This window comes from Alphaproteobacteria bacterium (assembly GCA_030740435.1).
Classification (GTDB): Bacteria; Pseudomonadota; Alphaproteobacteria; order UBA2966; family UBA2966.
In genome coordinates this window covers 46,660-61,210 of record JASLXG010000005.1, presented here as the reverse complement: position 1 = coordinate 61,210, position 14,551 = coordinate 46,660, and the positions used below count along the sequence as shown (strand labels likewise).

Genomic DNA, 14,551 nt, shown 5'->3' with positions numbered 1-14,551 from the left:
TGAAGAGGTTGAAGATTTCCTCGTGGACTTGGTCGATGCGGGCGTCGGAGCGGTCGGCCTTGTTGATCACGACGATGGGTCTGAGACCCTGCTTGAGCGCCTTGGCGGTGACGAACTTGGTTTGTGGCATGGGGCCTTCGGCGGCATCGACCAGGATCAGCACGCCGTCAACCATGCTGAGAATCCGTTCGACCTCGCCGCCGAAATCGGCGTGGCCGGGAGTGTCGACGATGTTTATGCGCACGTCCCGCCAGGCCACCGAGGTGCATTTGGAAAGGATGGTGATGCCGCGCTCGCGCTCCAGGTCGAAGCTGTCCATGGCGCGCTCGGCCATTTGCTGGTTGGCGCGCACGGTGCCGCTTTGGCGCAGCAGCTGGTCGACCAGCGTGGTCTTGCCGTGGTCGACGTGGGCGATGATGGCGATGTTGCGAAAAGGCATAAGGGGCGTGGGGGCGGGGAGGGGCGGGCCGTCGGCCCGGCTGTATAGCGCCTTACCCGTCCGGCGCCAAGCCCTCATGCGGGGGATCGTTCGGCCGCGGCAGTCTGCGGGCGATGAATTTCTCTTTGCTGACGATCAGGTCGACGAGAAATCCGGTTGTCGGCCGGTAGCCGAAGGGGGCCAGCAATTGGTGCTCGAGACAGTAAAGCCCGAACATCAGAAGAACCGCGATGTAAAGCTTGCCGATCAGCAGCACCAGGATGGCCAGTTTGGCCAGGCGGATTACCCAGGACCAGTTCTCGCAGCGGTCTTCGTAGTCCCGCTCGAGGTCCTGGATGATTTTTTCCTGCTGCTGCTCGTCCATGGCCTCCTGTTATCTAAGCGACCACGGCCTGGAAAACGAATCCCGTGGTCACAGCGATGGTCAGGACGGCGGTCACGAAGGCCACGATCATGGGCATGCGGAACATGCGTTTGAGCATCACCACCTCCGGCAGGCTGGCACCGGCGGCGCCGATGATCAGGGCGGCGATGGCCCCCAGCGCCACGCCCTTGGCGGCCAGCGGCATGACCATGGGCACCATGGTGCTGGGCCGCACGTAAAGCGGAATGCCGATCACGGCCGAGGCCGGGATGGCCCAGGGGCTGTCGGAAACGGCGACGCTGGCGAAGAAATCCTGCGGCACGAAGCCATAGGTGACGGCGCCGATGCCGATGCCGACGATGATGAAGGGCAGGAAGGTGCGGAACTGGCCCACGGCGTCGATCAGCAACTCCTTGAGCCGCAGCCGATCGCGGAAGAGGCGCGCCGCGGCCGCCCGCACCGTGGTGTCGTTGGGCGGCGAGTCCTCGGGAGCGGCGCCGCAAGACGATTTGGTCACCAGAAGGTCGGCCCGAATGAAGCGGTCGAACCCGAAACGGTCGAGCAGATAGCCGATGATCACCGTCAGCGTCAGCGCCATGCCGACGTAGACCACGGTGAACCGGATGCCCAGTGCCATCCACAACAATGCCACCAACAGCGGATTGACCAGCGGCGAGGTGAAGAGGAACGTCATGGTCGGGCCGAAGCCGGCGCGTGCCTTGATCAGGCCCATGGTCAGCGGAATAGTCGAGCAACTGCAAAAGGGCGTCAGCGCCCCCAAACCGGCACCCACCGCATAGCCGTGGCCGCGCCGCGCCGACATGATGGCGCTGATGCGCTCGGCCGGGAAGAGCTCCAGGATAATGCCGACAAGAAAGGTGATGCCGATGAAAAGGACCGTCATCTCCGCCGACACGATGGCGAAGAAAATCAGCGAATCCTGCAATTGCGGAAGATAAATCGAGAGTGGCATCAATTGGCTCCTTGAGTCGGACAGCATTGATCGAGGGCATCGGCAAGCGCGCGCAGACTGCTGGTCAGGGCGCCGTAGCGCACCCAGTAGAAAACCACCTTGCCCTGGCGTTCGCACTCCACGATGCCGGCCTCGCGCAGCACCGCCAGATGGCGTGATACTACCGAGACGTCGACCGGACTGCGTGCCGCCACTTCGCCCACCGGCAGGCCGTCTCGCGATTGCGCCAGGGTGAGCAGGATGGCGACCCGGGTGGGATCTCCGAGCGCCTTGAAAAGGCGGGGCTCGAGCAAACCTTCGAGGCCGGAGCCGCGAGAGTTATCCTCGGCCAGGTTCGAAATCACTTCCAGGGGCGTCGGGTTGGGCTGCATGGCGGGTGTTCCTCGCTAATATCCATGTATATTTGCGCAATTGTGCAAATATGGCAATGGGCCGACGGGAATTTTTTTTTGCCAATTGAGGTCAAGAGAAAAACTAAGGAGCGGCCGGGCCGCTAGCGCGGTAGGCCGGAGGCGCCGGTGAGGAATTCGTCGACCGCGCGGGCGCACTGGCGGCCTTCGCGGATGGCCCAGACCACCAGCGACTGACCGCGACGCATGTCGCCGGCGGCGAAGATCTTGTCGACCGAGGTCTGGTAGTCGACGGTATTGGCGGCGACGTTGCCGCCCTCATCGAGGCTGACGCCCAGGCTTTCTAAAAGTCCCTCGTGGCGCGGCCGCACGAAACCCATGGCCAGCAGCACCAAATCGGCCTTGAGCTCGAATTCGCTGCCGGCGATCTCGAGCATGCTGAAGCGGCCGTCCTCGGCCTCGTCCCAGCGTACCCGCACCAGCTCGAGCGCCTCGACGCGGCCGTTAGATCCCTTGACCGCCGTCGTCGAAACCCCCCAGTCGCGATCGCAGCCCTCCTCGTGGGAGGTCGAGGTACGCAGCTTGTTGGGCCAGTTGGGCCAGACCAGCTCCTTTTCCTCGCTCTCTGGCGGCTTGGGCATGATCTCCAGTTGCGTCACCGTGGCGGCGCCCTGACGGATCGAGATGCCAACGCAGTCGGATCCTGTATCGCCGCCGCCGATGACCACGACGTGCATGCCTTCGGCGCTAATGGGTTGGTCGGCGGTGACTTGTTCGCCCGCCAAGTGCTGGTTCTGCTGCATCAGGAAGGGCATGGCGAAGTGGACGCCGTCGAGTTCGCGGCCCGGCACCGGCATGTCGCGCGGATGCTCGGCGCCGCCGGCCAACACCAGAGCGTCGAACTTCTCCAGCAGCTCGGCCGCCGGGACACCGACGCCGATGTGTGTGTTGGGCCGAAACTCGACGCCTTCGGCTCGCATCTGCGCCATGCGCCGGTCGATGATGGCCTTGTCCAGTTTGAAATCGGGAATGCCGTAGCGCAAGAGGCCGCCGATGCGGGCGTTCTTTTCGAACACCACGACGCCATGACCGGCCCGGGCGAGCTGTTGGGCGCAGGCCAGGCCAGCCGGACCGGAGCCGACGATGGCCACCTGGCGGCCGCTGCGGTGGGCCGGAATCTGCGGCCCTATCCAGCCTTCCTGCCAGCCTTTCTCGACGATCGAACACTCGATGGTCTTGATGGTCACCGGGCGGTCGGTGATGTTGAGAGTGCAGGCCGCCTCGCAGGGAGCGGGGCAGACGCGGCCGGTGAATTCGGGGAAATTGTTGGTCGAGTGCAGCACCTCGAGGGCTTCCCGCCAGCCGCCGCGATAGGTTGCGTCGTTCCAGTCCGGGATCATGTTGCTGACCGGACAGCCGTTGTGACAGAAGGGGATGCCGCAATCCATGCAACGTGCGCCCTGCTGGCGCGTCTCGGCCTCGCTGAGCGGTATCACGAACTCGCCGAAATGGCGCACGCGCTGGGAAACCGGCGCATAGGAGCGGTCACGGCGATGGATCTCCTTGAAACCTGTGGGCCTGCCCATGGCCTCAGTCCCCCACCGCGACGCTGACGCCGGTGCGCTCCGTGACGCGGGAGGAGGCCTGCATTTCCTGCAGTGCGCGCCGGTAGTCGACCGGCATGACCTTGACGAATTTGGGCAGGTAGTCATCCCAGTTGTCGAGGATCAACCGCGCCCGCTCGCTGTTGGTATATCGCAGGTGGTTTTCGATCAGCATATACAGGCGCTGGGCGTCGTAGCGCGTCATGTCATGCACGATGTCGACGCGGCCGTGAGTCTCGAGATCGCCGCGCTGGTGGTCGAGGTCCTCCAGCACCCGGTCCTCGTCCGATATCGGCTGCAGTTCCACCATCGCCATGTTGCAGCGCACCTCGAAATCGTCGGTCTCGTCGAGCACGTAGGCGATGCCGCCGCTCATGCCGGCGGCGAAATTGCGCCCGGTGCGGCCCAACACCACGACAATGCCGCCGGTCATGTATTCGCAGCCGTGGTCGCCGACACCTTCGACCACCGTGGTGACGCCCGAGTTGCGTACGGCAAAGCGTTCGCCGGCGACGCCGCGGAAGTAGCATTCGCCGCTGACGGCGCCGTAGAGCACGGTGTTGCCGATCAGGATGTTCTCTTCCGGCGTAAAACTCGAGACCGCCGGTGGATAGATCACCAAGCGCCCGCCCGAGAGGCCTTTGCCGACATAGTCGTTGGCGTCGCCTTCCAGTTCGAAGCCGACGCCAGCGCTGAGGAACGCGCCAAAGCTCTGACCGGCGCTGCCGGTGAACTTGACCTGGATGGTGTCGTCGTTGAGGCCTTCATGGCCGTACTTCAGGGCGATACGGCCCGACAGCATGGCGCCGACGGTACGGTTGACGTTGGAGATCGGGCTTTCGATGCTGACCGGCTGGCCGCTCTCGATGGCCGGCAGGGCCTGTTCGATAAGACTGTGGTCCAGCGCCTTCTCGAGCCCGTGGTTCTGTGGCTCGCAGTTGTAGATGGCGACGTCGGGCCCGGGGTCGAGCTCGCACAAAAGGCCGCCCAGATTGAGGCCGCGGGCCTTCCAGTGATCGATGGCGCGGCTGGAATCCAGAAACTCACGCTGCCCGATCATTTCGTTCATTGTGCGGAATCCCAATTCGGCCATCAGCTCACGCACCTCGTTGGCAACGAAGGTGAAGTAGTTGATGACGTGCTCGGGCCGGCCGCTGAAGAGCTTGCGCAGTTCCGGATCCTGGGTCGCCACCCCGGTCGGGCAGGTGTTGAGGTGGCACTTGCGCATCATCAGGCAGCCCTCGGAAATCAGCGCCGCCGTGGCGAAACCGAATTCGTCGGCGCCCAGCAGCGCCGCCACCACGACGTCGCGCCCGGTGCGCAGACCACCGTCGACCTGGACCGCGATGCGGCCTCGTAGCCTGTTCCGCACCAAGGTCTCGTGGGTCTCGGCCAAGCCGATCTCCCAGGGGCTGCCGGCATGCTGGATCGAGGTGATGGGGCTGGCCCCGGTGCCGCCGTCGAAGCCCGAGATGGTGACGTGGTCGGCGTGCGCCTTGGAAACCCCGGCGGCCACCGTGCCGACGCCGATCTCGGAAACCAGTTTGACGGAGATGCGGGCCTCGGGGTTGACGTTCTTGAGGTCGTGGATGAGCTGGGCCAGGTCTTCGATGGAATAGATGTCGTGGTGCGGTGGCGGCGATATGAGGCCGACGCCGGGCGTCGAGTGGCGCACCCGGGCGATCCATTCGTCGACCTTGTGGCCGGGCAACTGGCCGCCCTCGCCGGGCTTGGCGCCCTGGGCCATCTTGATCTGGATATCGCTGGCGTTGACCAGATACTCGGTGGTCACGCCGAAGCGGCCCGAGGCCACCTGCTTGATGGCCGAGCGCATGGAATCGCCGCCCGGCAGCGGCCGGTAGCGCTCCGCTTCCTCGCCGCCCTCGCCGCTGTTCGACTTGCCGCCGAGCCTGTTCATGGCCAGCGCCAGCGTGGTGTGGGCCTCCCAGCTCAACGAGCCGAACGACATGGCGCCGGTGGCGAAGCGCTTGACGATCTCCGAGACCGGTTCGACTTCTTCCAGCGCCAGCGGCTTCTCGGCCGGGCGGAATTCCATCAGGCCGCGCAGGTTGCGTAGTTTCAGCGACTGGTCGTTCATGCGCTCGGCGAAGGCGCGGTACTTCTGCTCGTCGCCCGCGCGCACGGCGTGTTGCAAAAGGGCGATGGTCTCCGGCGTCCAGGCGTGGACCTCGCCGCGCTGGCGGTAGGCCAGCTCGCCGCCGACGTCCAGGGCATCGCGATAGTGCAGCGCGTCGGAGTAGGCCACGTGGTGGCGGCGTACGGTTTCCTCGGCCACCTCGGCCAGGCCGATGCCGTCGATGGCGCAGCGCGTGCTTATGAAGTAGCGCTCGAGAAAGCCCGCCGACAAGCCCACGGCATCGAAGATCTGGGCACCGCAATAGGACTGGTAGGTCGAGATGCCCATCTTCGACATGACCTTCAGGATGCCCTTGTCGACGGCCCGGATGTAGCGCCGCTGCACTTCTTCCTCGGCCAGTTCCTCGGGCAGCGAAGGCCGCAACGCCAACAGCGTGTCGAAGGCGAGATAAGGGTTTACGGCCTCGGCGCCATAGCCCGCCAGCAGGCAGAAATCGTGCACCCGCCGGGCCTCGCCGGTTTCCACAACCAGGCCGACTTCGGTGCGCAAGCCCCGGCGGATCAGGTGGTGGTGGACGCCCGCCGTGGCCAGCAGCGAGGGGATGGCGACGTTGTCGGCGTCGATCGAGCGGTCCGACAGTACCAGGATGTTGTAGCCAGTATCGACCACCTGCTCGGCGCGCTCGAACAGCCTCTCCAGCGCCGCCTCCATGCCGTCGGCGTCGTCGCTGGCGGGATAGGTGATGTCCAGGGTGTAAGTGCGGAAGGCGTTGTCGACGTTGTTCTCGATGCGGCGGATGCGCTCCAGGTCCATGTTGGTGAGGATGGGTTGGCGCACCTCGAGGCGCTTTTTGGTGCCGGCGTCGTCGGCGTCCAAAAGGTTCGGCCGGGGCCCGATCAGCGACACCAGCGACATCACCAGTTCTTCGCGGATGGGGTCGATGGGCGGGTTGGTGACCTGGGCGAAGCACTGCTTGAAATAGTTGAAAAGGTTCTTGGAGCGGTCCGACAAGACGGCCAGCGGCGTGTCGGCGCCCATTGAGCCGATGGGGTCCTGGCCCGTCATGGCCATGGGCGTGAGGAAGAACTTGATGTCCTCCTGGGTGTAGCCGAAGGCCTGCTGGCGATCGAGCAAGGTCTGCGGATCGGGCGGCATGGGGCCGACTTCGCTGGGCAGGTCCTCGATGTGGATCTGCGTGGCGTTGAGCCATTGCTGGTAGGGCTTGGCCTGGGCCAACTCGGCCTTGAGCTCGGCGTCGTCGATGATGCGGCCTTCTTCCAGGTCGATGAGGAACATCTTGCCCGGCTGCAGGCGCCATTTCTCGACGATGCTGGCCTCGTCGATGGGCAGCACGCCCACTTCCGAGCCCATGATGACGCGGTCGTCGTCGGTGACCACGTAGCGCGCCGGGCGCAGCCCATTGCGATCGAGGGTGGCACCGATCTGGCGGCCGTCGGTGAAGGCAATGGCGGCGGGGCCGTCCCAGGGCTCCATCAGCGCCGCGTGGTATTCGTAAAAGGCGCGGCGGTCCGGGTCCATCAGCGGGTTGTCGTTCCAGGCCTCGGGAATCATCATCATGGCGGCGTGGCTGAGCGAATAGCCGCCGGCCACCAGCAGTTCCAAGGCATTGTCGAAGGTCGCCGAATCCGAGGCGCCGTCGCCGATCAGGGGCCAGAGCTTTTCCAGATCCGCACCCAGCTCCGCCGACTTCATGGATTGGCGCCGCGCCGCCATCCAGTTGATGTTGCCGCGCAGCGTGTTGATCTCGCCGTTGTGGCAGAGGAAGCGGAAGGGCTGGGCCAGGCGCCACGAGGGAAAGGTGTTGGTGGAAAAGCGCTGGTGCACCAGCGCCAGCGCGGACTCGGTCCGTTCATCCTTGAGGTCGCCATAATAGCTCGTCAGGTTGGGCGCCAGCACCATGGCCTTGTAGCAAATCGTGCGCGACGACAGCGACGGCACGTAATAGCTGTCGGCGTCCGCCACACCGCCCGACCAGAGCACATGATGGGCCTGCTTGCGGATGACGAATAGCTTGCGCTCGAAGGCGTCCTGGTCGGGCGTGGCTGGGCCCCGCGCGATGAAGACCTGGCGGATCACCGGCTCGTTGGGCTTGACGCTTTCACCGAGACAAGAGCTGTCGGTGGGCACCTCGCGCCAACCCAGCACGTTCTGGCCTTCCTGGGCGGCGACGCTTTCCAGGGCCGCCACGCCGGCTTCCAGGGCGGCTGGCTGGCGCGGCAGGAAGACGTTGCCGCAGGCATAGTCGCCCAGCGGCGGCAGCTCGATACCCAGCGCCTCCGCTTCCTCGCGCAGCAAGCGGTCGGGCAGCTGGATCAAGATCCCGGCGCCGTCGCCGGCCAGCGGGTCGGCGCCGATGGCGCCGCGATGGTCGAGGTTGACCAGCACCTCGAGGCCCTGGCGGACGATGGCGTGGCTCTTGCGGTTCTTGATGTTGACGACGAAACCGACGCCGCAGCTATCATGTTCGTTTTCGCTGTTGTACAAGCCGTGGCGCATGTTTCTTTTCATCGTTTCCGCTTCGACAACACGTTCCGCACATGACCGCCAAGGGGGCCGTCAACCATGTCCTCCCCCGGGGCGCAGGCAGCTATCGGCCGAACATTGGCGGCTCTTCCCTCTCTCGTGAGAGCTTGCCGTGAGCCAGCGCTGAGGGAGGGGCCGGGGGGAACGGCCGAGTGGAACCTGCGGGCCGCAGTTTACAGCAGAGCCGGCCGGAATGCCACCTCGCTTGCTGCACTGCGGTATGATACTTCAGCCAAGAGCCACAAAACGGAGTAGCACCTTTGCCCCTTTCCCCCGCGGCCGAACGCGACATGATCCACACCCGCACCATGGATCTGCGGGCCTATCGCCGTAGCGACGGCCTATACGACATTGAGGGCCACATCATCGACGTCAAACCGTTCACCCACAATTTCACCGATACCTACCGGGCCGCCGGCGAGCCGGTACATGATATGTGGCTAAGGTTGACCGTCGACAAGGAACTGGTGGTGCAAGCGGCGGAGGCCAAGTTCGACGTCGGCGCCCACGCCTATTGTGCCGGCGTCGAGCCCAATTTTGCCGAACTGGCCGGTCTGCGCATCGCGCCCGGCTGGAACCGCGGCGTGCGCCAGCGCGTCGGCCATGGCCTGGGCTGCACCCATCTGGTCGAGATGCTGGCCCAGATGGCCACCGCCGCCATGCAGGCGCTGTGGTCGGAACGCGAGCCCGAAAGCGAAGCGGCGAGCCATCCCGAAGAGCGCCGCCTGCCGTCGGCGCTGCTCGATTCCTGCCACGCCTACCGCCGCGACGGCGACTTCATGCGGCAAAACTTCCCGCTGGATTATAAAGCGGCGGAGTAGGGGACGGAGATGAAAAATTCGCTATATTCCAACGACTTAAAGATCGCATCACCTGGGCGCGACGCAGTCCGTGACCTGGGGAGAGATCCGGGCTAAGTTTTCGCTTCCCCGGTAGACCCAAAAAATACCTGCGGGCTAGTGGAGCCCTAACGATGATTCTCTTCGATTTCGAATACGAACGGCCCGAGACGATCGAGGAGGCGGTGGCGCTGCTGGGGGCCGAGGCCGAGGCCAAGTTGCTGGCCGGCGGCACCGATCTCTTCCCCAACATGCGCGTCCAAGTGGTCAGGCCCAGCCATCTCGTCAGCCTGGCCGGGCTGGTCCCGGCCGAGCCCGAGCTCTTGCCCGAGGGCGGCCTGCGTATCGATGCGCTGACGCGGCTCTCGAGCCTGGAAACCGACGACTTGGTCGTCCGCCAGGCGCCGCTGCTGGCCGCCGCGGCCCACAGCGTCGGCGGCAAGCAGGTGCGCCAGATGGGCACGCTGGGCGGCAATCTCTGCCAGGAAACGCGCTGCCTTTATTACAATCAGCAGCACGACTACCAGTTCGTGGCGGGCTGCTACAAACGTGGCGGCGAATGTTGCTATCCCTTTCCCGGCAACGACGACCAGACTTGCTGGGCGGTGCATTGTTCGGACCTGGCCCCGGCCCTGATCGCGCTCGGCGCCGAGATCGAAATTCTCGGCCCCGAGGGCCGGCGCCACCAGGCGCTCGAGGACCTTTACAGCGCCAACGGCCTCTCGCCCCTGACGCTGGGCCCGGCCGAGATCGTCACCGCCGTGACGGTGCCACAGGCCCCGACCGGTAGTGGCTGGGGCTTTCACAAAACCACACTGCGCGGCGGCCTCGAATTCGGCATGGTGGTCATGGCCGTGACGCTCAGGCTGGAGGACGACGGCCAGACCTGTGCCGGAGCGCGTATCGTTCTCAGTGCCATCGGCGAAGGACCGCTCAGGCCCGAGGCGGCGGAAACCGCCCTCGTGGGCGCCCGACTCGACGACGACACCATCGCCCGGGTGGCCGAAGAGGCCAGCCGCGAGATAAATCCTTTGCCCCACCACGGCTACACCAAGCGCTATCTGCGTGACAACGTGCGGGTCCACCTGCGGCGCAGTCTTGGCCACGCCGCCGAGCGCGCACGCGCTGCCTGAACGGAGGACAAGAGCGTGAACCAACCGCGGCCGCCGGCTAAACCCCGGGTCATCAGCCTCAGCGTCAATGGCGAGCACCACGAGGCCACGGTGCGGCCGCGCCACACGCTGGTCGAGGTGCTGCGCGAGATGATCGGCCTGACCGGCACCAAGGACGGCTGCGCCTCGGGCACCTGCGGCTCCTGCACCGTGCTCGTTGACGACCGCCCGGTGCTGGCCTGCCTGACCCTGGCGCTGGAGTGCCATGGCCGCAGCGTGCGCACTGTCGAGGGCCTGGCCCAGGGCGAGAAGCTGAACGCGCTGCAAGAAGCCTTCCTCGACCAGGGCGGCACCCAGTGCGGCTTTTGCACGCCGGGCGTATTGATGTCGGCGACGGCGCTGCTGGAGGCCAATCCCAAACCGACGCCGCGGGAAATCAAAAAGGCGCTGGAGGGCAACCTCTGCCGCTGCACCGGCTACAACGGCATCGTCGATGCCGTGCTTCAGGCCTCGGGCCAAGCGCCGGGGCAGGTGGAGTAGGGGGGCGTTATGAACGAGCTCAGCCACGTCGGAAAAAGCGCGCGCCGCAAGGACGGCCCCGACAAGGTCACCGGCCGGGCCGTCTTCACCCAGGACGTCAAGCTGCCCGGCACCTTGCAGGGCCGTGTGCTGCGCAGCCCCCATCCCCACGCCAGGATACTGTCCATCGACACCAGCCGGGCGGCAGCGCTGGAGGGCGTAAAGGCCGTGATCACGGTGGACGACACCTTGGGCATCAAGCACGCCTTCGTCGACACGCCGCGCTATCCCGCCGACCAGGAGGTGCTGGCCCGCGATCGCGTGGTGCACGTGGGCGAGGAGGTGGCGGCGGTGGCCGCCGTCGACGCCCTGACGGCGCAGCGTGCCATGGACCTGATCGAAGTCGAATACCAGCCTCTGCCGGCGGTCTTCGATCCCTTCAAGGCCATGCAGCCGGGCGCCCCCGAGGTCCAGCCCTCGCACCCCAAGGTCATCGCCCACGAGGACCTGGCCAACATCGGCGGCAAGACGGCCACGGGCTGGGGCGACGTGGAGGAAGGCTTTGCCCAGTCCGACTACGTGCGCGAGGACCGCTACGAGAGCCATCTCCGAACCCACGGCTACCTCGAGCCCCAGGCCACGCTGGCGCACTGGGAGAGCGACAAGCTTAACGTCTGGACTTCGTCCATGGGGGCTTTCGTCAAGCGCGCCAAGCTGGCCGCGGTGCTCGATCTTCCCTATTCCTCGGTGCGCATCCACAAGACCTATACGGGCGGCACCTTCGGCGGCAAGATCGATCTCTTTTCCCACGAATACTGCGCTGCCCGGCTTTCCATGCTCAGCGGCCGGCCGGTGCGCATGGTGGCCAGCCGCGAGGAGATTTTCTCGGCCTTTCGCCACGGCCAGCCGCTGGTGGTCGAGGTCAAGACCGGGGTCATGAAGGACGGGTCGATCGTCGCCCAGCAGTTGCGCGTGACCAATAATTCGGGCGCCTACCGGGGCTCGGGCGTGGTCGTCATCTTTTTGGGCTGGGGCTTCACCATGGTGCCCTACCGCATTCCCAACCTGCGCTACGAGGCCTATTCCGTTTACACGAATCACACGGTGCGGGCGCCCCAGCGCGGCCACGGCTGCCCCCAGATCCGTTTCGCCATCGAATCCCAGCTCGACGACATCGCCGAGGCCATCGGCCTCGATCCCATCGCCATCCGCCTGAAGAACGCCCGCGATTCATGGGAAGAACTGCCCAACAAGGACAACACCCACCAGGCCGGCCTCAAGGACTGCATCACCGTGGCGGCCGAGAAATCCGAGCTGCTCAAGCACTATGGCAGCGACCGCAAGTCAGCGCCCGAGGGGCCGCTGCGTCGCGGCGTCGGCATCGGCGTTTCGTCCTACATGGGCGGCACCCTGATCTACCCCAACGGCTCGGGTGTGATCGTCAAGATGAACGATGACGGCTCCGCCATCGTGCTTACCGGCGCGCTCGACGTGGGCCAGGGCGCCGAGACGGTGATCAGCCAGATCGTCGCCGAGGAACTCTCCATCGGCATGGACGACATCAAGATCATCGCCGCCGATACCGACGTCACGCCCCAGGACATCGGCTCGTGGATCTCGGGCCTGACTTACGTCACCGGCAACGCCGCCCGCCAGGCCGCCGGCAACGCCCGTGAAAAACTGCTGGCCGTGGCCGCCGAGCGCATGAACACGGCGGTCGAGGATCTGCGCCTCGAAGACAAGCAGGTCATCAGCATCAGCAATCCCGACAACCGGCTGAGTTACGCCAAGGTCATCGAGACCAGCATAGCCACGCGCCGAGGCGACACCATCATCGGCGAGGGTTTTTGGCGCACCATGCGCGACGAGCCCCACCATCCCAGCCTGGCCACCACCAAGGGCCGCTGGACCGAGAACTATGCCTTCTCGGCCCAGGTGGCCAAGGTCGAGGTCGACATCGAGACCGGCGAGGCGCGGCTCGTGAAAGCACTGACCGTGCATGATTGTGGTTTTCCCATCAATCCGGGCCTGGTCAAGGGCCAGGTCGACGGCCAGATCTCGATGGCGCTGGGCCACGCCTTCATGGAGGAAGTCATCACCAAGGACGGCTATACCCTCAATCCCAACTGGCTCGACTACCGCATGCCCACCATCCACAACATCGCGCTCTCGGAAGAGGCCCACGTCATCACCGAGGAGTACAAAGTGGGCCAACCCTACCGCACCAAGGAGGTCGGCGAGGGCCTGGTCTCGGGCATCCTGGCGGCTATCGCCAACGCCATCTACGACGCCACCGGCGTGCGCCTGCACACCACGCCGTTTTCGCCCGACCGCATCCTGCAGGGCATCAAGGAACTGGAGCGCCGGCGATGACCGAGCACGTCTACTGGCGGCCCGAATTGGAATGTATGGGCCGGCCCGCTCTCGAGCAGCACCAGCTCGCCAAGCTGCGCCAGCAACTGGCCTACGTCAGCGAACGCAGTCCCTTATACCGGCGCAAGTTCGCCGCCGCCGGCATCAAACCCGACGATATCCGTACTCTCGCAGACCTGCGCAATATTCCCTTCACGGAAAAGCAGGAACTCAAGGACAGCCAGTCGGTGGCGCCGCCCTGGGGCGATTTTTCTTGTATTGCGCCTGACGAAGCGGTGCGCGTTTTCCAGACCTCGGGCACCACCGGCACGCCGGTGCGTATCATGTACAACCGTCAGGATTGGTTCGAGACCTTCTACGAGCAATTCCAACACTACCGCTGCGGCTACGGGATGACCGAGGCCGACGTGATGTTCGTGCCTTTCAACTACGGGCTTTTCATGGCCTGGTGGGGTTTTCAGACGGCCATGGAGCGGGCCGGAGTGCTGTGCGTTCCGGGCGGCGGGCAAAGTTCTGCCGATCGCCTCAGGGCGATGATCGACTGGGGCGCCACGGTGGTTTGCGGCACGCCTTCGTATCTTCTCTATCTGGCCGAGATGGCGGCCAAGGGCGGACCCGACTTGGCCGGTTCGGCGATAGCAAGAATCATCGCCGCCGGCGAACCTGGGGCCAACGTGCAGGCCACCAAGAAGGCGCTGGAATCCCAGTGGGGCGCCGAGTGCTTCGACGACGTCGGTTCCACCGAGATCAGCAATTTCGGCTTCGAATGCCGGGCCCACGACGGCACCCACGTGGTGGAGAGCATGTTCCTGGCCGAGGTGCTGGATACCGAGAGCGATGAGGCTTTGCCCGACGGCGAGATCGGCGAGTTGGTGCTGACCAACCTCAGTTGCACCAGTGCGCCGTTGATCCGCTACCGCATGCGCGACCTGGTGCGCTTCAACCGCGAACTTTGCGCCTGCGGCCGCACTTTCGTGCGCCTGGAAGGCGGCGTGCTGGGGCGGTCGGACGACATGTTCCACTTCGCCGGCGTCAACGTCTTTCCCAGCCAGATCCAGAACCTGGTGCACAGCAACGACGAGTTGTCGCTCGAATACCAGTTGCGCATCCCGCGCCAGGGCAGCGGCCGGCCGCTGACCATCGAGGTCGAGCCGGCCCACGAGCGTCTGGGCCGGGCCGAGATTGAGCGCGCCCGCGAACACCTGATCGAAACCGTGCGCTACCGCGTCGGCATCACGCCGGCCGTCGAGGTGGTTGAGATCGGCAGCCTGCCCCGGGTCGAGGGCAAGGCCAAACGCCTGATCCGGGAAGAGTAGTTGTGAAACCGGTTGCCGGT

11 protein-coding genes are annotated in these 14,551 nt (G+C 65.3%); 5 read left to right on the top strand and 6 right to left on the bottom strand.

The window, feature by feature from the left end; all coding sequences use genetic code 11:
* From QGG75_00715 to gltB, 6 genes are all read right to left on the bottom strand, one after another.
* Positions 1-439 (bottom strand): GTP-binding protein (locus QGG75_00715; protein MDP6065767.1); only part of this gene is annotated, 439 nt, incomplete at its 3' end.
* A 52-nt stretch (positions 440-491) separates the two neighbouring features.
* A complete protein-coding gene (locus tag QGG75_00710; GenBank protein ID MDP6065766.1) occupies positions 492-803 on the bottom strand; it encodes a hypothetical protein in 312 nt (103 codons plus the stop codon).
* A gap of 13 nt (positions 804-816) precedes the next feature.
* A complete protein-coding gene (locus QGG75_00705) occupies positions 817-1,776 on the bottom strand; it encodes a permease (GenBank protein MDP6065765.1) in 960 nt (319 codons plus the stop codon).
* Positions 1,776-2,147, bottom strand: coding sequence for a metalloregulator ArsR/SmtB family transcription factor (locus QGG75_00700; protein MDP6065764.1), 372 nt, complete (start codon positions 2,145-2,147; stop codon positions 1,776-1,778). The genes QGG75_00705 and QGG75_00700 overlap by 1 nt, the downstream gene beginning before the upstream one ends.
* Before the next feature lie 122 nt (positions 2,148-2,269).
* Complete coding sequence (locus QGG75_00695; protein ID MDP6065763.1) at positions 2,270-3,712, bottom strand: glutamate synthase subunit beta; 1,443 nt, start codon at positions 3,710-3,712, stop codon at positions 2,270-2,272.
* A 4-nt stretch (positions 3,713-3,716) separates the two neighbouring features.
* Positions 3,717-8,357: a glutamate synthase large subunit gene (gene gltB, locus QGG75_00690; protein MDP6065762.1), complete on the bottom strand. Its 4,641-nt coding sequence runs from the start codon at positions 8,355-8,357 to the stop codon at positions 3,717-3,719.
* Positions 8,358-8,632: 275 nt separating this feature from the next.
* Here gltB and QGG75_00685 point away from each other — a divergent pair, with 275 nt between their 5' ends.
* The 5 genes from QGG75_00685 to QGG75_00665 all read left to right on the top strand — a co-directional run bounded on the left by QGG75_00685 (position 8,633) and on the right by QGG75_00665 (position 14,531).
* A complete protein-coding gene (locus QGG75_00685) occupies positions 8,633-9,193 on the top strand; it encodes a DUF2889 domain-containing protein (GenBank protein ID MDP6065761.1) in 561 nt (186 codons plus the stop codon).
* Between the two features lie 152 nt (positions 9,194-9,345).
* A complete protein-coding gene (locus QGG75_00680) occupies positions 9,346-10,344 on the top strand; it encodes a xanthine dehydrogenase family protein subunit M (GenBank protein MDP6065760.1) in 999 nt (332 codons plus the stop codon).
* A gap of 15 nt (positions 10,345-10,359) precedes the next feature.
* A complete protein-coding gene (locus QGG75_00675; protein ID MDP6065759.1) occupies positions 10,360-10,863 on the top strand; it encodes a (2Fe-2S)-binding protein in 504 nt (167 codons plus the stop codon).
* 9 nt (positions 10,864-10,872) lie between these two features.
* Complete coding sequence (locus QGG75_00670) at positions 10,873-13,215, top strand: xanthine dehydrogenase family protein molybdopterin-binding subunit (GenBank protein MDP6065758.1); 2,343 nt, start codon at positions 10,873-10,875, stop codon at positions 13,213-13,215.
* Positions 13,212-14,531, top strand: coding sequence for an AMP-binding protein (locus QGG75_00665; protein ID MDP6065757.1), 1,320 nt, complete (start codon positions 13,212-13,214; stop codon positions 14,529-14,531). The genes QGG75_00670 and QGG75_00665 overlap by 4 nt, the downstream gene beginning before the upstream one ends.
* Positions 14,532-14,551 lie beyond the last annotated feature (20 nt).

Bases quoted from the DNA above. Each gene is read 5' to 3' on its own strand.
- QGG75_00710 (MDP6065766.1), bottom strand. From the start codon at position 803: ATGGACGAGCAGCAGCAGGAAAAAATCATCCAGGACCTCGAGCGGGAC.
- QGG75_00705 (MDP6065765.1), bottom strand. From the start codon at position 1,776: ATGCCACTCTCGATTTATCTTCCGCAATTGCAGGATTCGCTGATTTTC.
- QGG75_00700 (MDP6065764.1), bottom strand. From the start codon at position 2,147: ATGCAGCCCAACCCGACGCCCCTGGAAGTGATTTCGAACCTGGCCGAG.
- QGG75_00695 (MDP6065763.1), bottom strand. From the start codon at position 3,712: ATGGGCAGGCCCACAGGTTTCAAGGAGATCCATCGCCGTGACCGCTCC.
- gltB (MDP6065762.1), bottom strand. From the start codon at position 8,357: ATGAAAAGAAACATGCGCCACGGCTTGTACAACAGCGAAAACGAACAT.
- QGG75_00680 (MDP6065760.1), top strand. From the start codon at position 9,346: ATGATTCTCTTCGATTTCGAATACGAACGGCCCGAGACGATCGAGGAG.
- QGG75_00670 (MDP6065758.1), top strand. From the start codon at position 10,873: ATGAACGAGCTCAGCCACGTCGGAAAAAGCGCGCGCCGCAAGGACGGC.
- QGG75_00665 (MDP6065757.1), top strand. From the start codon at position 13,212: ATGACCGAGCACGTCTACTGGCGGCCCGAATTGGAATGTATGGGCCGG.